The 19,116-nt window shown below is 53.5% G+C and carries 19 protein-coding genes and 3 pseudogenes; 9 read left to right on the forward strand and 13 right to left on the reverse strand.

Translation table 11 applies throughout. The features are described 5' to 3' along the window. Positions 1-133 precede the first annotated feature (133 nt). The 3 genes from A4G99_RS24810 to A4G99_RS22865 all read right to left on the reverse strand — a co-directional run bounded on the left by A4G99_RS24810 (position 134) and on the right by A4G99_RS22865 (position 1,949). A complete protein-coding gene (locus tag A4G99_RS24810) occupies positions 134-382 on the reverse strand; it encodes a HalOD1 output domain-containing protein (protein WP_190303857.1) in 249 nt (82 codons plus the stop codon). A gap of 937 nt (positions 383-1,319) precedes the next feature. Beyond that, positions 1,320-1,523, reverse strand: a complete 204-nt coding sequence (locus A4G99_RS24815; protein WP_082838011.1) for a helix-turn-helix transcriptional regulator — start codon at positions 1,521-1,523, stop codon at positions 1,320-1,322. Between the two features lie 9 nt (positions 1,524-1,532). After that, positions 1,533-1,949 carry a hypothetical protein gene (locus A4G99_RS22865; RefSeq protein WP_150123215.1) on the reverse strand — a complete coding sequence of 139 codons (417 nt, stop codon included), beginning with the start codon at positions 1,947-1,949 and terminating at the stop codon, positions 1,533-1,535. A 650-nt stretch (positions 1,950-2,599) separates the two neighbouring features. Here A4G99_RS22865 and A4G99_RS22870 point away from each other — a divergent pair. Further along, positions 2,600-2,902 carry a HalOD1 output domain-containing protein gene (locus A4G99_RS22870; RefSeq protein ID WP_082838012.1) on the forward strand — a complete coding sequence of 101 codons (303 nt, stop codon included), beginning with the start codon at positions 2,600-2,602 and terminating at the stop codon, positions 2,900-2,902. A 371-nt stretch (positions 2,903-3,273) separates the two neighbouring features. On the opposite strand, the gene A4G99_RS22875 is transcribed toward A4G99_RS22870, so the two are convergent. Then, complete coding sequence (locus A4G99_RS22875) at positions 3,274-3,747, reverse strand: TrmB family transcriptional regulator (RefSeq protein WP_255359191.1); 474 nt, start codon at positions 3,745-3,747, stop codon at positions 3,274-3,276. Positions 3,748-4,504: 757 nt separating this feature from the next. Here A4G99_RS22875 and A4G99_RS22880 point away from each other — a divergent pair. The 3 genes from A4G99_RS22880 to A4G99_RS22890 all read left to right on the forward strand — a co-directional run bounded on the left by A4G99_RS22880 (position 4,505) and on the right by A4G99_RS22890 (position 6,442). Then, the gene (locus A4G99_RS22880) at positions 4,505-4,996 is read left to right on the forward strand and encodes an Lrp/AsnC family transcriptional regulator (RefSeq protein ID WP_066148579.1); all 492 of its coding nucleotides are present in this window, start codon (positions 4,505-4,507) and stop codon (positions 4,994-4,996) included. Positions 4,997-5,670: 674 nt separating this feature from the next. Continuing rightward, positions 5,671-6,123 carry a hypothetical protein gene (locus A4G99_RS22885; protein WP_066148581.1) on the forward strand — a complete coding sequence of 151 codons (453 nt, stop codon included), beginning with the start codon at positions 5,671-5,673 and terminating at the stop codon, positions 6,121-6,123. Further along, positions 6,107-6,442, forward strand: coding sequence for a HalOD1 output domain-containing protein (locus A4G99_RS22890; protein WP_082838013.1), 336 nt, complete (start codon positions 6,107-6,109; stop codon positions 6,440-6,442). The genes A4G99_RS22885 and A4G99_RS22890 overlap by 17 nt, the downstream gene beginning before the upstream one ends. Positions 6,443-6,896: 454 nt before the next feature. On the opposite strand, the gene A4G99_RS22895 is transcribed toward A4G99_RS22890, so the two are convergent. Both A4G99_RS22895 and A4G99_RS22900 read right to left on the reverse strand, forming a co-directional pair. Further along, positions 6,897-7,280 (reverse strand): type II toxin-antitoxin system VapC family toxin, encoded by a 384-nt coding sequence (locus A4G99_RS22895; RefSeq protein ID WP_066148583.1) that lies wholly within the window; start codon positions 7,278-7,280, stop codon positions 6,897-6,899. Further along, entirely contained in the window at positions 7,261-7,494 is a 234-nt protein-coding gene (locus A4G99_RS22900; RefSeq protein ID WP_049972753.1) for an antitoxin VapB family protein, read from the reverse strand. The genes A4G99_RS22895 and A4G99_RS22900 overlap by 20 nt, the downstream gene beginning before the upstream one ends. Positions 7,495-7,884: 390 nt before the next feature. On the opposite strand from A4G99_RS22900, the gene A4G99_RS28125 reads away from it, so the two are divergent. Next, positions 7,885-8,187, forward strand: a complete 303-nt coding sequence (locus tag A4G99_RS28125; protein ID WP_223302174.1) for a hypothetical protein — start codon at positions 7,885-7,887, stop codon at positions 8,185-8,187. A 240-nt stretch (positions 8,188-8,427) separates the two neighbouring features. On the opposite strand, the gene A4G99_RS22910 is transcribed toward A4G99_RS28125, so the two are convergent. Beyond that, positions 8,428-9,402 (reverse strand): aldo/keto reductase, encoded by a 975-nt coding sequence (locus tag A4G99_RS22910; protein WP_066148584.1) that lies wholly within the window; start codon positions 9,400-9,402, stop codon positions 8,428-8,430. A gap of 128 nt (positions 9,403-9,530) precedes the next feature. Here A4G99_RS22910 and A4G99_RS22915 point away from each other — a divergent pair, with 128 nt between their 5' ends. Then, a complete protein-coding gene (locus A4G99_RS22915) occupies positions 9,531-9,905 on the forward strand; it encodes a helix-turn-helix domain-containing protein (RefSeq protein ID WP_082838014.1) in 375 nt (124 codons plus the stop codon). A gap of 270 nt (positions 9,906-10,175) precedes the next feature. Here the strand turns inward: A4G99_RS22915 and A4G99_RS22920 are convergent. The 3 genes and pseudogenes from A4G99_RS22920 to A4G99_RS30090 all read right to left on the reverse strand — a co-directional run. Beyond that, a pseudogene (locus tag A4G99_RS22920) lies at positions 10,176-11,183 on the reverse strand (ISH3 family transposase); the annotation flags it as partial. A 94-nt stretch (positions 11,184-11,277) separates the two neighbouring features. After that, the gene (locus A4G99_RS22925) at positions 11,278-12,099 is read right to left on the reverse strand and encodes an MOSC domain-containing protein (protein ID WP_066148587.1); all 822 of its coding nucleotides are present in this window, start codon (positions 12,097-12,099) and stop codon (positions 11,278-11,280) included. A 70-nt stretch (positions 12,100-12,169) separates the two neighbouring features. Beyond that, entirely contained in the window at positions 12,170-12,382 is a 213-nt protein-coding gene (locus tag A4G99_RS30090) for a hypothetical protein (protein WP_066148590.1), read from the reverse strand. Positions 12,383-12,414: 32 nt separating this feature from the next. On the opposite strand from A4G99_RS30090, the pseudogene A4G99_RS25495 reads away from it, so the two are divergent. Together A4G99_RS25495 and A4G99_RS25500 are read left to right on the forward strand one after the other, a co-directional pair. After that, positions 12,415-12,576 (forward strand): annotated as a pseudogene (locus tag A4G99_RS25495) (chromosome condensation protein CrcB); the annotation flags it as partial. A 20-nt stretch (positions 12,577-12,596) separates the two neighbouring features. Continuing rightward, positions 12,597-12,734, forward strand: a pseudogene (locus A4G99_RS25500) (IS4 family transposase); the annotation flags it as partial. 425 nt (positions 12,735-13,159) lie between these two features. Here A4G99_RS25500 and A4G99_RS22935 read toward each other — a convergent pair. Continuing rightward, positions 13,160-13,384 carry a hypothetical protein gene (locus A4G99_RS22935; RefSeq protein ID WP_150123218.1) on the reverse strand — a complete coding sequence of 75 codons (225 nt, stop codon included), beginning with the start codon at positions 13,382-13,384 and terminating at the stop codon, positions 13,160-13,162. Positions 13,385-13,435: 51 nt separating this feature from the next. Next, entirely contained in the window at positions 13,436-13,843 is a 408-nt protein-coding gene (locus A4G99_RS22940; protein WP_066148594.1) for a thermonuclease family protein, read from the reverse strand. A gap of 1,931 nt (positions 13,844-15,774) precedes the next feature. Here A4G99_RS22940 and A4G99_RS25505 point away from each other — a divergent pair. Continuing rightward, the gene (locus A4G99_RS25505) at positions 15,775-16,236 is read left to right on the forward strand and encodes a helix-turn-helix domain-containing protein (RefSeq protein WP_190303858.1); all 462 of its coding nucleotides are present in this window, start codon (positions 15,775-15,777) and stop codon (positions 16,234-16,236) included. Here A4G99_RS25505 and A4G99_RS22950 read toward each other — a convergent pair. Continuing rightward, positions 16,231-19,074, reverse strand: coding sequence for a type IV secretory system conjugative DNA transfer family protein (locus tag A4G99_RS22950; protein ID WP_066148597.1), 2,844 nt, complete (start codon positions 19,072-19,074; stop codon positions 16,231-16,233). The genes A4G99_RS25505 and A4G99_RS22950 overlap by 6 nt on opposite strands. Positions 19,075-19,116: the final 42 nt, after the last annotated feature.

Here is a 19,116-nt window from a genome sequence, read left to right on the forward strand (position 1 = left end):
AGGTCAGAAGATGCGTAGCTATTGTCTCTTCGTCATATATTATTCCCATCCTTCCTGAGATCGCTGAAAAACGTCACTCTTCACCGCTCAGACTTCCAGTATGAGCCCTTTTTCGGCCAGTAGACCACGTCGCTTATGCCAATTCGGAAACCGAGACCGTCCGATGTGAATCAATCGTGATTTGATAGCCAATATATTCAAAATGAACCGTCGGCGACGAGTGTTGGTACAGCTGTTCAAGCGCATCCGGATCAATGGCTTGATACAGCGGTGTCTGGGGTTCAGATCCATGAACCTCAAGGACAGCCTCAATGACCGCTTCGATAATTGACTCGGGCTGGGTGTCATGTGGCTGTGCCGATGTGGTGGAGGAGCTACTCATACTCGAGTAAACAGACAACAGATAGCTAAATATCACTTTGGGGATGAGCGGTAACACACAGCATTCTATCGTCGGATTATTACTGCCTATGAAAGGCCGAGATACCACTTCCCGAGTTTTTTCGATGGGTAGCTAAATGTGGCGGGGAGCGGATCAGGAGTGATGGCGCCAGATCCGTGATGTCAAAGTATCCTCGCTACATGCTATTCTCTGACACGTCTTGATAAATGCTTTGTGGTCACCTGAAACATAGCGACGGCCAAGACCTATTCTCGTCTGCGACGACTGCAACAAATTGCTTTCCATCGAGAAGGAGGCAAATCGATGGAGACAGAGTGTCGATACCCGTACTGCCTGCGGCTTGTTGGGACCATGACGGTGGCGAGTCCGTCACGGTTCCATGTCAGTCCGTGCGGCCATCGTCTCGCTACACCTGATGCGGTGCTTGCAATGGGCGATTTGCATCCCCCTGCCCTGGTGTGTGGTTGACGGATTTCTTCGCTGACTCTCGCGAACGCTTCTGGTCCTCTTTTATTCTCGCATTCGTTCGTTTTTCCGCGGTACAGACACTAATAAGAGTTAGTATATTATACTAACTTCGACGTATTCATTTCCAGTCTGGCTAGCGATGAACCCCACCAGACAATTTGATTTAGATCGGTGACAACGAGCGTGGGAATTGATGGCAGTAATCGCTACCAAGCTAGAAGTTCCATCCGGTAGTCTGCTCGATACGATTGACAATGTCTCCACCGACGAGGACAAACAAAACGATTGAACCTGATTTCCTGCCGGTTAAATCCATAAGCGGAAGTAAAAGACCCCCGGGACCCCTGTTTCGATCTGTGCGCAACGCGTCTTCACCCCGAACTGGATGATCTGAGATGGTTGTAGCGAACGGCCATAGACCGGTCAAGATCTGGGAAAACCGGTCACTCTATTCATTGGTATCTTCTGGCGTAAACAAATCTTCAATCGTACAGTCGAAATAATCTGCCAGTTTAAATGCTAATTCGAGACTAGGATCGTACCGTCCAGTTTCGATTGCATTGATTGTTTGCCGACTAACTCCGAGCGCCGTTGCAAGATCCCCTTGTGTGAGGTCGTGGATTGCTCGTTGCACTTTGAGCGTGTTTTCCATCTCGCCACCTTAGATGAGATTGCGATGCTGTATCTCGGATACTCCCATAACGAGCGTCGTTACAGTTACTCCTGCGAGAATACTCCCGACGAAAATGGTCTCTATCGACATGGATGAGAGTATAGTATATGTCATTCCGAGCATAAACCCGGCAACAATCGTTAGAAACCCCCATGCCATCGCTGAATCCAGAATCTCTTGATCACGCTCATCAACTGTGGTTTCAGGGGCAGTTTCTTGGCGAAAGTTATATCCAATATTTGAGCCGATGAGTGCCCCGATTGGAAGCCCCCAGAGAAGCACGAGATCGAAGCCACCAAAGTATAATCCTAATGCAGCTCCGACAACAGCGGTTGCACTGAATAAGAGACCGTTGTATTTCGGTGGTAAGAGTTCTATCCCGGCTATAGATCGATTGGAAACCATACTTTACACAATGTCAACGTCACTTATCAATATTTCCCTTCTTCATTTTCACTGAAATCTATTGGCGAATGTAGATAGCGAAGATGTAATGTCAATTCAAGCCCTTTCCTGGCTACCGCTTTCAATCCTCTCGTATTCACTCATTCGTTCGTTTTTTCCGGTGTTACCGGAATTCACAGAGTTAGCACAATATGCCAACTTGGGTGTATTCACTTCCGATCTGGCTGGCGACTGTTTACGGTGCGTTCTAGCGAAGTAACCGCATTATACTCGGTGAGACGGCTCTGTTTGATGCGCTCTAAAGTAAGCTTGCTATCGTGATGAATGAGACTCTCCCGGTCAATTGGTGGGAAGTTATCTGATTTCTGGAATTTCGGCACATTTCAACACGCAAGATTGATTTATTAACACAGGTAGAACGTACGACGGCAGCGAGGTCGGTTTCTTGAATTTGGCCGATTTAGCGGATTTACTTCCTGTGGGCAGTCTAAGCGGCAGTGCAACCACTCCAGTCTCCGCTGATCAAAGGAATGAGAACCTATGTGCGGTCGTAGAGACTGCCACAGTCTCGCTTCCGCAAGCAGGTGCGTGTATCTTGTCACCCAGATTGTCAAAGGGTCTTTTATTGATCACGACGAAAGTACCCTACGATGAGTAAGGAGAATCCCCCGAACTCTGACGATGACACCGAATCCGATGGGATTTCCAACCACTATGACTGGTCCTCGACCGCCCCGAGTACCGCGATTGTCGAGACCATTGCCCAGGCAATGAACTGTGAATCACTGGAGGTCGGTCCACTCTACGAGTGGGTAGATCCCGATTCCCTTGACGCGATCTTCGATGGACACTCGACACGAACCCGCAACTCGGCTACTTCAATCTCTTTTTCCTACACTAACTATACCGTCACTGTCAACAGTACTGGTACCGTTCACGTTGCTCCCGCCTAGCACGTACCCCTCTCACAGTACATCCCCATTGTTACGGACCGTCATGCAACCGCCTCATTCTGCAAATCCAGTTCTGCAGGCTCACTACTGAAACTATTCGTCTGCGATTCCAGGATCCTGTGTCGGTCGCAATCCCGTCGCCATTAATCGTCGGGCTATCACCACCAATCCGTTGTTGAATCCTCGGCCGAAGACGGCCTGCTCGGATTCAATTTCACCCGTTGGACGCTCGTGTGCGGTACTCACGAGGATCGTAGACCGGTCTACAAGCAATAATCGCGTAATTGTCGTTTCGCCCTCGTGATCGAGTGAGGAACTATCCAACCATTCCAAGCCAGAATGAAACACTGTTGCGTCGGGCACTACCGTCGTCACCCGATCCCGGAGTTTTTCGGTGAGTGTCCCAACCACCACCTTAACTCCTCTCTCTTCGCTGCCTGCAGTTGCTCACCGAAGTGATCAGTAAGAATCTCATCGCGCCCAACAATCAGAACGATCTCATCGGTTGCGCCATCGATAAGCTGCCTCGTTCGATTTGCAATGGGAGTCGTTCCCCAGAGAGCCCAGACGTCGTGAGTTACCTCTTCGTCCACATTCGATTCGGCTGGCTCTAATGCATTCAGTGTCTCCGCCAGCGTGGCAGTTCGAGACTCGTACTCGTGCCGTAGCGTCTCGCTCGCTTCCTCGACCGAGACAGCCCGATACTGCTGTGGGTTCGTATTCTGCACCTCGACTAATCCTTTGGCTTCGAGCACTTTGATTGCATCATACACACGCGTTCGTGGCACTTCTGAAATATCACTGACCTCTTTGGCTGTCGCTTTGGAGACGCGTGAGAGCGCCACAAGACAACGTGCTTCGTACTCTTTGAGTCCGAGTTGTTGGAGCAATTCGACTGCTTGTTGGTGATTAGACAGTTCACTCATGGGTCCCAACCATTTGCCCAGGTATCCTGGGGCTGTTCAGACCGTTGTGTCGTCGCCCGTAAGTCAGTTGTTGTCTCACTCCCCGAGCGACCTCGACAGAGCGATGTATCATCAGTATCCATTCTCTGTCCAGACGTATCAAAGACCCTATTCTCTAGATTGCCATACTGCTATATCCTCAGTCTAGCCCCCATTCACTCGCATAATAACAATATAAAATTCCTCATTCCGCAATATATGATGGGTAGTCTGCCAATTCAGCAGCCGACGCCGAACAGATTCGAATCATTTCTTCGCTATTCGTTCGTATATATCTGTGTGCCAATACACAACTGCCGTCTCTGAATAGTATCTGACGATGTCCAAGTCTGACAGTGTCATTCATGTCATATTCATGCGATTAAATATCATTAACTCAGATGATCACAGTAGGGTTATACACGGCGAGCATATACCTTGAAATGGTACGGAGTTCGATTAGGGTCCCAACCAATCACTGCTCCGTACCAAGACTGCCACTTTTGTGGCAGTTTTTCGTCTACACTACTCATACACAGACCGCATGATACGGGTTGTCCGGCGTTTGAAGAAGTGAATGGACGGTGAAACAATTGCTCTCCTGGTTCACTCATATTCTCACACATCTTCTTTACGTCTCCTTGATGTACTCTGGGGTATGAGTCGAAACCTCGACAACGTTGATCGCGGAATCCTGTATCATCTTCAGCGTGATGCACGCAACACGACCACCCAAGAAATCGCCGAAACAGTTGGTACCTCGGCGAGCACGGTCCGTAATCGCATCGAAGCACTCGAAGAGGACGGGATCATCAAAGGCTACCACCCTGAAATCGATTACGAGGCGGCGAACCTACCCCTTCGGATTCAGTTTGTCTGCACAGCCACACCAACCAAGCGGGCCGAGTACGTCAGGGAGATTCTTGAGATACAGGGCGTGATTGACGTTCGTGAGATGCTGGTCGGACGCCAGAATATTTACGTCGAGGCAGTCGGGACGAGTACCAAAGATATCACACGCATCACGGACGTGCTGCATGAAATGGGTCTCACGGTTGAATCGGCCGAAATGATGCGTAAGCGTCACATCCAACCGTTCAACCATTTCCATTTCAGAGAGGATATCACCGAAGACACACCTGAGAGCTAAGCGAAATTTTGATCGACGCGTCAGCATTCTACCGTCTCTCGGTTCGCTAGCAGTCCCGCTAGAATGCCGTCGTTCTCACTGAGACGAAGAGTAATTCGTAGTCATCTCTACCAGACTCGAAGGGTTGCAGATTAGGGCCAATCGTCGGGTAACTCGTCTGCATGATCACTCATCAGTGTGAGCAGTGGGGCAATCTCGTCAATGCTGGGCCCACGACAGATCGCCCCTGTGTCCGGGTTCCAGTCAATATAGCCCGCATCCGCTAATTTAGGGAGATGTGTGTGGTGGAGTTGTGTTTTCAGCGATTCTATCTCTGCCTCATTCATCTTGTCTAGGGTAAACTCATCTTCAGCACGAGGATTCTAATTCAGGACTGCGGCGATTGGAGTGCTCGACATCGACACTCGAAAACCGTCTGCAACCCAGAGCAGTACAGCGTAGTGAGTGCGGTGGGTTGATCTACATCTGGAGGAAAACTGTTCCCATCGATATCGACCGTCGAGATTTTCACGCTATTTTGTCTTCTCATTGAATGTACAATTCATACCATCTACCGGATGTGTGCAGATGTGAGTTAACGCTGTTTTTAACCATGTCAAGTGCCTCTGTGTACCAGAAGCCAGAACGCACATTGTTGGTAGTACCGATTGCGATAGTAGGAGTAATTCAGTAATATGACACAAGATAACGATGACGACGATGGGACGGCATCGGAGAGACCATCCGATGCCGGGACCATACCGGAGATTCCTGAGCACATCTTGGAGTTAGACTACGTCTTTCAATCGATTGCAAAGTCTCGCCGCCGCTATCTGCTCTACACACTTGAATCAAAAACGGAGTGGTCAGTGACTGAGCTTGCAACCAAGCTTGCCGCCTGGGAGGGTGACACCCCTGAGAAAGATATTCCACAGGAGGAGATTGATCGGATGTTCGCTTCACTCTATCATGCCCACATTCCCAAACTTGTTGATGAACGGGTCATCGAGTTTGATGACGAAACCGAGGTTATCAGGGCGGGAGAGTACGCCGAGCAGGTACTGGCCGCCTTGGCAGGAGCGGGTGCGAGTCTCGACAACCGCCAAGAAGCCCACGCACGGAGTGAGATGGATGACGAGAAGTTTTGACGAGGAAAGTGAATCCAAGGTCAGCTTAGACGGTGGCGAACAAATCCTCGAGCAAGCTCAGTATAAGCGGGCCGGTTGCGACGATCTGACGACCACGATTGTTGTGGCGATTGCAGCGGCCGAGGGTATCTCACCGGCCGAGCTGAAAGAGCCGATACTCTACGACTGTGTTGATATTGCGGCGTTGGAGGATTCCTTTTTCGGGCCGAGAGTCGCAGGCGACCGCCGTGATGCGGTTGGCAGTGTCGAATTTGAGTTTGGCACGTATCGGGTTGAAGTCAGTAGTGATGGTTGGGTTTCGGTGTATGGACACCCCTGAGTTCGTATACACTCTCGTGACGAACAAATCATCGCACTCAGTAGACATCGGCCGGTGAGAAACGAGACGATTAGGGACTACGGGTGACAATTCACTGCCGAACTGGGTTATGTTTTAGCCTGGCTTCGTTCTGCCGCGCCAATTGACGCTCTCGAATATCATCGACGAGCGAATACTTACCGCAAGGTTAGTGGTCAGTGGACTCCAACGTGGATGGATAACTGGACGAGTGTAAGCTAGTGATTGTCTCAGGCGGTGCTGGATACCCGGAGTTCGAATTAATGATTGTGAGTGTGACAACAGGGATAGCGGGTTTGTCCCTTGAATTTGATCGATATTAGATGTAAGTAGAACATCCACACCCGCTTAGTGCAACATGGGGTAGTGATACGAACGGATCTCAACGAAGTCAGCCTGAGTTCACTGTCGTAAAAATCCGAAATGAGCAGTGGATTCAGTAGTTCTCAACATCGACACCTCGGATGTAGTCAAAATCCGAATCACGGGTGACAACAGTGCCACCGATAGACCGAACAATGGCACCAATCATTACATCGGGTGTGCCAACAGGCGTCCCGTTCTCGCGCAACTCTCGCTGAATTTGTGCTGATTCACGGGCCGCAGTTTCATCGAAATCCAACACAGTCGCCCAATCAAACGTGTCGAACACATCGTCCATCGTCATTGGAGAATGCGACCACAAGACGCCCCGATACGTCTCATACAATGCGACTGTTGTGGTTGCCAGCATCGTGTCTTCACGGTCATCCAACCACGCTTGTGCACCGTCATCCCCCTCAAGATAGTCGATGAGAAAGCTACTGTCCAAACAGTTCATCCTGTCTCTCTTTGAAATCCTTGTCAAATTCTTCGCGCTGTTCTTCGTAGGCTTCTCGGAGTCCCGTGCCTTCGAGTTTGCCAAAGCCTTTCCATACATCCTTTTCGTTACCGAACTCGCGGAGAATCACGTCAGTGAAGCTTTCCCCCTCCCGTTTTCGAGATTTGAGTTTTTCGTAGGCCTCTTCTGTGAGGCTAATGTTCTTTGTACTCATACACATACACATACACAGTACACAGACATAAGGTTTGTGTCAATCTTCCAACGTGCGATTAGGAGTACAACCGACGGTGCAGATTGACGCAGTGCCCGTTTGGATGTCCGGATTGCACGGTCGCGCCGATCAGCACTTGTCTTCTATTGGCATGTGGTGGGTTAGTATACTATACTAACTCTGACTTCTGAACGAGATCAGATTATGTGAGTGGTTGAATTTCGTGTTTATCCATAAAAAAACGTGCAATCAAAAACACCGACAACCCGCGAGACTACCGAAATCACCCGACTCAACATATCGATAGCGCCGTCCCCAACCTCTCTATTGCACGAAATTCATAACTAACACGCAATAAAGACGGAACGAAACAAAGACGGGACGTTCAATGTGTGGCTCAGTCGGGAGGAGTATCGGGCGATCCCGCGCGCAGCTGATTCGTTCGAACATGAGATCGCCATTCGGTTGATGGGCGACTGTGGCCTCCGTGTGACCGAAGTTCTCGGCGTCACGCCCTCGGACATCGCACGGATGGACGACGGCCGTCACTACGAGTTAGAGGTGACGAACGGCAAGGACAGACCGGGAGCTACGACGGTGGGAAGCAACGTGAGACGTGGTTACCGGTTGAGGTCGGAGCGACGATCAACCGATATGTCCAGCAAGCCGATCTTCGGGACGACGACCCCCTGATTGGACGGTCGAAACGCACCGTCTAGTACTGGGTTGAGCACGCTGCTGACCGCGCTGTCGATGAAACGGACAACGACGACTATCGGCGGGTGTCGACCCACGACTTGCGCCGCTGTTGGGCGAATCACCTGCTGGTCGAAGAGAACGTGTCTCCGCGGATTGTGATGGCGCTCGGTGGCTGGTCAAGAGTCGATCCACGAAACTGCTTTGGATACGAAACCGAAGACGACATCGCTCGCTTTACTGGTGCCCAACGACCGGGACCGGTTCGTATGGCTCCTCCAGATAGTCGACATCGCGCGCCGAGAGCGAGAGGTCGAGGGCTTCCACCGCTTCTTCGAGGTGTTCAATTCTAGAAACGCCGACAATTGGTGCGGTCACGACATCCTTACTGAGCAGCCAGGCAAGCGCTACCTGGGCCATGGTGGCGTCGTACCGGTCGGCGAGTTCTTGGACGCGCTCGTTTATCTCGCGTCCACCTCCCCCTACGTAGGAGGCTCGGAATCGATCAATGTACTCGTCGCTGTCTTTCCGCAACGTGTTCGCAGTCATGTGAGGACGAGCAAGGTAGCCTCGCGCGAGCGGGCTCCACGGTATAACGCCGATTCCCTCCTTTTCGCAAAGGGGGAGCATCTCGCGCTCCTCTTCCCGGTAGACGAGGTTGTAATGATTTTGCATCGTTTGGAACCGTTCGCGGTTCTCTAAGTCGCTGGCAGCGAGCGCATGGGCGAGCTGGTAGGCCCACATCGAACTCGCGCCCGCGTATCGTACATCACCCCGGTGGATGGCATCGTCAAATGCCGAGAGAGTTACGTTTATCGGCGTGGCGTCGTCCCAACGATGGATCTGGTAGAGGTCTATTGCGTCTATGCCGAGCCGGTCGAGACTCCCGCGGAGTTCCTGTTCGACGGTCTTCCGCGAGAGACCCAGTGCGTTTGGGTACTCGGCTCCAGACGCGAACCGGACCTTCGTCGCGATCACTAACTCGTCATGGTCGTAACCGTCGATAGCTCGTCCGAGGATACGTTCGCTATCTCCGACCGAATACGAATTCGAAGTGTCGAAGAAGTTGATGCCGAGGTCGATGGCGCGCTCGATTAGCTCTCCACCCTCCTCCTCATCGAGCATCCACGCCTGTTCGTCGCCGAAGCTCATACAACCGAGCCCGATTTTGCTCACTGTCATTCCCGTGTTGCCGAGAGTTGTGTACTCCATCACTCAGCCTGATGCGACGGGAAGAAATATACTGTCAGGACCTAGAAAACGAACTAACGCCGAACCTTCGGCGTTACTTCCGTTCGTATCCCAGCACCTATAATATCGCTCCGGCCTCATCCCTTACAATGAGTTATCCCGACTCCTTCCCTGACGATTCGTTCTTGACCGCGCTTGAGAACACTCCAGAACCCTCTATCGACGTCGAAGCCAAGACCCAGTTGTTCACCCTCTTAGGGAGTGCACACACGCTCCCCATCCTTCACGAATTCGCGTTCAGCGCCGAACCTCGTAGATTCAACGAACTCCAAGATAGACTCAACGTCCCGACGACGACACTCACCGACCGACTTCAGGAGCTGACAGACGCCGATTTCCTGCGCCGACACTCCTACGACGAAATCCCTCCGCGGGTCGAGTACACCGCAACCGAGAAAACAACCAACCTCAAGCCATTGTTCGAATTCCTCTGCGCTTGGGCGGTCTATCACGGCTACGAGTAATAGAGATGGATACTTCCGAATCGACCGAACGTCGTCGCACTGTGATATAGCTCTATGCCCTTCTTCGGAGTTGAATACCCAAACTCAGTACCTCACAAAGCATCCTCAGTTAACTGTTTCTGAGACCTGAGTACTGTGTCGGAGCGGTTGCTCTGACGATCACAACGAGAGAAGCGTGGACAAATCAAAGGCGAGCCGTCGCTGTCGGCGGCGGTCTGCCGCCGACGCAACAGCGTCGGCACTCATACCGCAGGCTAGCCCGACCGAAAATTACCGGGTAAACCGGTCATCCGGTGGTCGATTCGCGTGGACGGCCCTCGTGACGCGTCGGGCCGTCGCCACGTATTCCCAGTGCAAAAACCGCCAGACGTTCTGTAACAGCAAGCTCACCACCACGTACAACAGCCGTACAACCGGATTTTGTATTGAGGTCGTCGAAATACTTTGTTCGGAGAGTCGATAGCTGGCCTCGATACCGAAGCGTTTCGCGTAGTGGTATCGAGCGTCTCGTGGCGTGTCGACAAACGGTGCGTCAGCGGCGTAGCCGTGACGCACCACGTCCTGTTCGCCGTACCGCCCGTTCTGGTAGGTACAGTCGATGTAGACGGGAAACTCGACGCTCCAGCTGTGACCGTTGAGTTTCACCGTCAGACTGTGTTGAATCATGCGACTCCAGCCTTCCGAGAGTTCGTGCTTGATCGTCCGTCCCCAGCGGACGATCGGCATAACGTAGGCGTGGTTGTGTGCCTGAAGCAGCGTCAAACACTTGCCATCGTAGAATTCGCGGTCAAGGTAGACGTGACACCGAAGTCAAGGCCGTCGAGGATACCAAGGAACTCTGCGGGGACACTGCTGGCGGTGTCGCCGTCTTCGAGACGGCGCACCGCCATGTGTAGCGTTTTGTTCTTCACACGCGCGGAGAGTGTGGCGTAGGCGTGGAACGCGGTGGTTTCACGCTTCGCTTGCGAGTGATAGAGGCCGTCCGTGTCATCTTCGTCGACATAATAGGACCGCAGGTGGAGGTCAGCGATGACCTCCATCTGCTCGGGGATGATATCGAGAACGTCCTTCTGGAGGAGTGTGTTGCCAATTTGTTCGAGTGTCTCCAAGTCGAACTTGGTGCGAAGATGGTAGAGAACTGAGTTTTCGTGAGGCGCATCTTCGCTATTCTCACAGAGCGTAGTGACCGGGGTCTCTCGCGCAGGCGCCGACGAGGACCCCATAGATGTCTTCAGCATCAAGTTCGGTGTTTTCAGCGAGTGTGAGGCTAACTTCCTTCAAGTGGGATTAACGACGGATCTGGTGTATACTTCCCACTAGGCCTCGGCGAGTCTGGTTGTGTTACTCTCTGTCGGCAGAGAAAAGATCGAGGCTACGCTTCTACTTCGTCTCGAATACGGACTTCGTCGCCGACGCTAACCGACTTCCCGTAATCGAACTCCGGGATCTTCGTAATGAGCATCACCGTGAAGAAATGCTCGAAGGCGTCTCTGTCTGCCCACTCGGGGAGCGTTGCTTCACGCTTCTCGGCGAATCGCTGTTGGAACTTCTCTATTGGCTCGCCAGTATCGGGGTCGCGCGAGGGGACGACACAACGTGCGCAGGCTTCCGCACCCTCGAAGGTGACTCCATTCACTTCGAAAGTCGGTGCATCGCCGCCGAGGAAGCGATCTTCCCAGAATGCAGGGACACCGCCGATCTCGATGTTCGGTCGAAGACGGATTCGCGCGCCGTCGACGGTCATCTCGTCGAACCAAGATGCGACTTTCTCGAGTGTCCCGGTACTGATGACCGACGGACCCAGGTTCGGTCGGTCGATAAAGGACGGCGGTTCTCGACGTCGTAATTCGACTGGTTCGCCGACAAATTCACTGAACCACTCGCTTGCTGCGTCGCGCTTGGAGGTCAGGTCGAATTCATACGTCTCGCCAGTCTCAGCCATCCGGAGGGTGAGTACGTCGGTCTCCGGGTCGAATGACGAGGTGACCTCGTGTGTGTGATTGATCTCTTTCCCGTTGAAAGTCTTGCCGACAGAGTCGAAGCGGTCTTCGATGACGTTGTCCTCTTCAGGGTCGAGCAATGCGTATTCTCGATCGCCTTCGAACGTCCCCGCCCCATTGATACTGATCGACTCAACGTTCATCCTGTCGAGTCCCTTGACTGGGTAGACCCAGAGATTCTCAATGTGTGCCATCACTACTTTATGTACAGTTCAATTTGATAACTATTGGGCATAATTCTCAATAACTAGAATTGTGGGGGACTCACGCCCACGGCCAGAATCCGGCTGCCATCAAGTAGCCGACCAGTGCCGTCGCGGCGCCGACGAGGGCTGTAAAGGTCGCAACCGGCTCGGTGTATTCATCGCGCTCGAGCGCCAAGAGCAGACAGAACGTTGCCCAGAGAACTCTCCCAAATCCACCAGAGGAGAGTGAATCCGATGTCTCCAGCCAGAAAGGGAGAGAGCCGATCGGCATAGTGATGACGGCGATGAACGCACAGTACCAGCCTGTCGTCGTTCACGACGTACAGTACGTTCGCCCTCGAAACCGTACAGGTGTCACCGGTTCTCGGCGTCGTCAACGTCGTGGCGAACTACGGCGTCGGATTCGCCACCGTCTTGCTTGGCCGGTCGCTTGTCGCCCGCTTCGGAGGAGAGGCGAGTGATTGACCCCGCGTATCTCGTCGGCGCCGGCACTTGTGTGGGCGCTCGTGCTCGGCTTCGCCGCAGGCGAGAGCCGAACATTCGCTGGTTTCAGACGTAGCTACAACTCGATAGCCGACGAGACGCTCTCTCCCGGCGAGTGGCTCACGGCGTTCCTCGCCGAATCTGATGACTAATTCCCTTTGATGCTCTCGGCTCTCTCCCTTTTCGCTTCTTTTTTGGACTTTATTCTAACTATATCAAATTGAAATATTGTAATGATGCTATGAGTATGATTCCGATAACCAAGATTGCTTTTTGTATCCTTGGGTCTACGTCTACAAGAATCCGAAAGCCGTCGTTCATCTGTATTTCATCAAGAAAATCATTTCTTCACATCTTATTATAATTTATCAAAAATCACTTGGTCTACATATCTGTCCTTCCTCTCTTCATTCCTATTCGGCTGGAATCTCCCGGTATTCGTCACTGAACAGCCAGCGAACGCGTGGATGCACTCATAGAAAGTAGTCTTCGCCAAGTCTGCGAATCGCGGCCCACATGTGTTGTGGTACGTGTGATTTATCGAGATGGGTTCTATACTGGCCGTTCAGTCGGTCCTGCCCAATATCGATACGAACAATCGAATAACCAAGCATATCGTGGATGACCGCCCCCCGCCGTCGTCAATTAGGCCGACAAGCTGGTGTCGCGGCGAATCATTCCCGAGCAAATCGCCGACGGCGCGCTCGGTGTCTTTCTGGGGTTGTTCCGCTTCGATCACGGCGGCCATTTCTTCAGAGAGTTCGTCAACAAGTGGCTGGCCTTGTCCCATACCCGTGCTCGGGAGTGGCCGCGTGAAAGTGTCCGCTGGACACTGAATGTATTAGTTCGCCGTCGTCGTGTTCCACAGGCCGTAGCCGCCCTGTTTGGCTTGACGCTGCTTCTGGCGGAACTGCTGGCGTTTGCTGAACTCGCCGTCTGTTACTCGTGCATATCCAGTCCGGAGTAACTGGGTGTTGTACAGCCACTCTCCCGTGTAGATATACGCTCGAAGATGGCCGTCTGCGTCACTCTCAATGGTCGGGTCTGTGACGACGGTGACGACACGATGGGCAAGCTGGGCGTCAGTCGTCTGGAGTGCTCGTTTGTGGATCTGACCACTGTCAGGCACGCGCACACCGATGAGGTCGACCGTCTGATTCTCACCGTTGTGTTCGATGGTGACGGTCGTCGGATCGACGACTTTCGTTACTCGTGCTTGGAAGCGCTCGCTCTCCTCGGGTGTATCAATGCGAGCGGTGGTTGTTGTCCGGAGATACGTCGTTTGGGTCGGTTGAGTGGTATGCGTTGTTGTGCTGGCTGTTTGCGTGGCTGTTGTGGTTGTGGTCGCTGGCTCGGTTGTCGTCGTTGATGCCGTGCTGGTCGCCGTCTGCGTCGGCTCTGTGCTGGCCGGTGTTGTTGTGGTATCGTTACTACTCCCGCCGAGTCCAAGGCCGCCGAGACAGCTACGAGGACGATGAGCAGGGCAAGGGCGAGTAGTGGAAGTGACCGCTGCATACTGGAGGTGGTTTCCGTGTTTAGTTCAAGGTTGGGGGTGCCGAATGATGCACGAAAGCGAGCGATTGAATGCGCCGAGCCGAACGCTCGACTGAATACTGCGGCGAATGTCCCGCTGCTGCTAACGCGGGTGGGACAGTCAGACTGCTATAGCCGGTGGACAGTCGGATTGTTCGGAGAGAGAGAGGACACCAGACTTCCTTTGTAATCTGGGTGCCTACAGGCGCTTCACCGCCGTTTGTGGCCGGTCCGCTCTCAGTGACAGTCCTCCAACACGGAGCTCACGGCTGACAGTCCCTCTGGGGATCTGCCGGAGGACAGTCATCCCTGCTGATACTGGCACTCGTGGAGTGTCCTTACAGACAGTTCCTCGTGCTGTCGCTGCTCGCCGTCCACCTGCTTCGGTAGGGTGGACAGTCCCACCGGCTAGACCATGCCGGAGCCCAGGGCGTGCTGGTCGCCAGATCTGACAGTCCCCTTTGTCGGTGGCCGGCGGGTACGGCAGTCTGTCGCTCGTGGACAGTCCTCCGTGCTGGTCCGCTCCCACTGACGCGGCTCACTTCAGTGAAACTGCGGTGTGTCGCACACACTGGCACCCCACTAGTGCGCTCACAGTAGCACCCAGATGATGCAGTCACACCGGCACCTGGACAGTGCGCTCGTGCTGGCACCCCAGCTTGTCTCTCACCGTGCATTACGGTGTGTCGTGCACAGTGGCACCCCCTCTGTTCGGGTGGAGAGGTTGGCACCCCACATTGTCGCTTAGCGGCGTTTTCGCTGTGTTCTGGCAGGCCAGACTGTCCAGTGTTCTCTTCACGTCTCTTTTCACAGGTATCCCGGCCATTCTCGTCTGTGCTGGCCGTCACTCGGTTTCTGGGGTGCTGTCGCGGTACTGTTGCTGTTGCGGTCCTGTTACAGTCTTCCTGCTGTCCGGTCCTCCTATTCAGTGTTGTTCATGGCGTCTTGCCGCCAGTGCTGTTCGTTCCTGTTGGAAGTCCGCTCTTCGTTGCGGGCCCGCTGGTCGCATCCGTGGACTGTCCCCTGTTCGCTCGTCTGTTGTTCCCCGCCGGGTCCGTCATAGCCTGACTGTCCCACAGTGTCGCTCCCTGTGTTCTTCGCGTGACCTCAGGTGGACTGTCCCAGTGCTGTCGCTCTGTTTTTCGGTGGTGGATCTGCTTAATGGACTGTCCCATTCGTGTTGCTCTGGTTTCCTGTGGTGGTTCTGCTTGGTGGACTGTCCTCTGTGTCGGTGTGTTGTATCCGCCGCTTCTCGTGGGATCTGTCCGGCTCTGTGTCGCCCTCTGGGGTGCCCTCTGTGCGCCAGTGTTGTCTACGTCTATATTATGATATATTGGGGGTGCAGTCTCTGGCGCTTTGTTGGGTGCCCACTGTTGGCTATGATCTATTTTTTCTTCTCTGGATCGGGGGTGGTTGTCCCCCGCGGTGTGTCGCGTACATCTATCTCATCATTTTGACAGTACTGTTGTTCATCCCCTCCGCGTTATTTTTTGGTCTCTTTCACTGCTTCATGCACCGCCGTCGGGATGCGGTGGCTCAATTGAATCCAACCATAATATTATAGTTGGTGTAGTTCGTTAGCCTTGCGTATAGCTTCCTATGTCATCTGATAACTCCGCCACTTTGACCACGGGACACGCCGACGAGATGGAAGAAAAACTGAATCGTGGAAATGAACATCGGCGCAACATCCTGGGTGCCCTTGCCACTGCTGACAGCGACACCCTCAACACGTCACAAATCCGAGAACGGGCTGACGTCCCCAGTGGGAGTATGAACCACTATCTGGAAACTCTAACAGAGTGGGGCATCGTCGAGGATACCGGACAACGAGAATACAGTCGTGGCGGAGGTCGGAAAGCGCGTGTCTGGCGACTCTCCGAGATGGGCGAGACATTCATCGAGGAACGACCAGATGCACTCAGTACACCAAAGACTGCCGCGACAGCAGAGCGGGTCACAGCGCTCGAAAATCGCATCGAAGACCTTGAAGCTGAAACGAGGAAACGGCGGAAGACAATCGTGGAAATTCTGAAAGTGATCGCAGATGCCCAAGATGAGCACACTCAACAGCAGGTCACAGAGATTGTGACTAACGCCGATTTATAACAAGCGGTCAAGGGAATCTGTCGTCGTCTCCTTGTCGTTCGCGTTCTCACTGTTGTCTGTGGTTCCACTGGCTGTCGCGGGTGTAGAGTTCGCCTCTGTGCTGTTGGCAGTCGGCTCGGAGCAATCGTTGTGTACGTCTCTCTCAGTTGGTGTTGTCTCGTCCTGCGTATCTACCACCCTGTCGGCTGCCTCTGCTTCTTCATCGTCCAGCAGGTCCGTCAGCGGCGTCTGGGTGTTTCCTTCGTATAGACGGAGATCCATCGGCGTCTCTGTCTCCGGTGGCACCACAACTACGTCCCACTCCACAGTGTGGAGATCATCGTCCATCTCGTACTCGGGAATGATCGGCGGCTTCACATTCCGGTTACCACCCCTTGGATAAGCACTCACATCGGTAAAGATGTCCGCCGCTGAATCAAACCGGGCGTGAACCGTCCCATCCCTGTCCCGAAGCACGTACTTCCCTGTTTGTTCGTCGTGAATCCACACGTTCTCACGATTTCCTGGCCGGGTGATCGTCTCACCCTCGATACTGAGCGTATTCGTTCCCGTGTAGAATCGCCGTTCACCCTCGACGCCGTGGTTGCTCCGACAACAGAATGGCTCGTGGGCAACTGTATCGTAAACCTTCTCGGCCACTTCCTCGCGGGCAAAGAACAAGCACCGATGTCCGTCGTTATGCGCCTGTGCAAGATTCTTCACCGTCTGTGATGGCTGCGTACTACCGGTTGTGTGCTCGCTTTCGATATAGACGTCTTTCGTCCCCGCAAGCCGATTCAAGAGCGGGTGGTCCTCCCGGTAGCTGTTGACTGTGTCTGCCACCGTCTCCGGGTCCTCGTCCAACCCGATCACTAGTACGTCATCCAGCCGGGCAAGACCGTCGGGCATGGCTTCTCCAGTCTGCTCAGGAATTTCAAAGATAAACCCGAGTTGAGTCATTGGGATGTAGGCATCGGCCATCGGTGCCCAATGCTCGGCCTTGCCGTCGTTCTCCGAGTCACCGAGATTCAGGAACCCGGTATCAAGCGGCTTCACTTCCATCTCGTCCTCAACTTCACGGTGATCGAGATGCGTATCCGGCACTCGCTGCAAGACTTTTCGCCATGCTTTCCCAGCATCGGTCACATCGTCGCCAGGCAAATACCGGTTTAGCCGTTCAACACACGCCGCTATTTGCACCCAACCGCCCGGTTCACCCTGTCGAATGCTCTCATCGTAGACTGCTTTGAGCGTCTGATTGCGCAAGTGTTCATCTGTTCCGACCGGGAGGTCTGCTGGATCGTCGGCAGTCGTTCCTTCGTTCAATTCTCCATACGGCAGTTCGCGCTGAATTTCGGCGTCGGTAATCGGCGGACTTCCATACTGCTCCAGACTCCGGTGAATCACGTCCTCAGCGTCCTCTTCCGATCGAAGCGGTGGATACGGGGCAAAGGTATGGATTTTGAGCGGGTCAGAGTACTGCATCCCGCCTTTGATGGGAATTCGCGTCCACACCTGGAAGTTCTCGGTCTCCATCAAATCCTCTTCAGTATATCCCTTGAACAACTTCGCAACGGGTCGTGCGTCTTCGTCGTTCGGGAGTCGGAAAATCACTGGGTTGTTGCAGTTCGCTTTGACGGCACTCAACACGCCTGCTTCTTTGAGTTGCTCGGGATACTGGCAGGCAATCGTCACTGACAGGCGCATCGAGCGGGCTCGAGCGAGCATATTTTTGACATCGAGATTCTGACTCGCGATGGCATCGAACTCGTCGAAAATGGCAAAGAACGGCTCGTTCTCTCCGTCCTCGAACGACCGGTTTTGCACAGCACTCCAGATCGGACGCATCACGCCAAGCGTGATCATCTGCTTCACGTCCTGGTTCGACACAGGCGTACGAACGATTACGATTTTGTTCTCGTCGATGATCTTCTGGAAGTCAATCGAACTCTCACGCTGGGCAATAATCCGGCGAATCACTCCGTTCTCAACCCAATTTTTCACTCGCGAGAGGAGAGGACGAACGGCGTCGTCGTCCATCTCGGCGATTTCATTGACGAACTCCTTGATGTACGGATCTTCAACCTCCTCGGCAAACTGTTCGCGACGTTCTTGATTCAGGAGGACGAAGTAGAAATCGATCACCGAGTAGTCTTTGTCCGATTTCATCATCGCTCGACCCATACTCTCGGTAATCGCCCGCATGCGCGGCCCCCAATAATCGTCATTGTCAAGAATCGCTTTCAGGTTCTCGAGGCGATCCTCGATTTCGCGCTCTTGTTCGACCTGGCGATCTGTCTCGGGGATTTCAAGGAAGTTGATTCCAACATCCCGATCAAAGTCTTCGTCGCCCGGTTCGATCCAAATCACATCGTCAAGGCGATCCTCTGGCAGCAGTTGGAGGAGTTCTTTCGAGTCGCGTGCCTTGGGGTCGAAGTAGACGAAACCGTGGCCAGCGTACGCTAACTGTACCATCCAGTTCAGCAGCTCTGTCGTCTTCCCCGCACCCGTCGTTCCACATACCCAATTGTGCTGGAAGAGTGAGCCGAACTCAATCGGTACTTCGCGGAAGCCTTCCTGGGCGCTGTCGTTGTACCCCGTCCACAGCGGACCCTCTGGACGGTCACGCGAACCTTCGAGCAGTCGGCGAACCTTCGGCCCGGCGACGACGCCATGCTCTTCAGTGTGAGTGAGCACTTCTGCACCGCCAATGCGGTCGTTTCCAGTCGGCGTTATCTGATACGGTTCGCCGGTCGGTGCTCGAAGCTCATTCGGTATCTCGTCGATTTGCTCGTCGCGATCGGCGTCTACTGACTTGGTATCGGGGGTGTCGTCACCGCCGAATAGGTTGTCGAACATCGTGTGTCACCAAAGTCCCGGCGTCGGACTTGCACCGACGTG

This window comes from Haladaptatus sp. R4, assembly GCF_001625445.1.
In the GTDB taxonomy this organism is placed as follows: Archaea; Halobacteriota; Halobacteria; order Halobacteriales; family Haladaptataceae; genus Haladaptatus.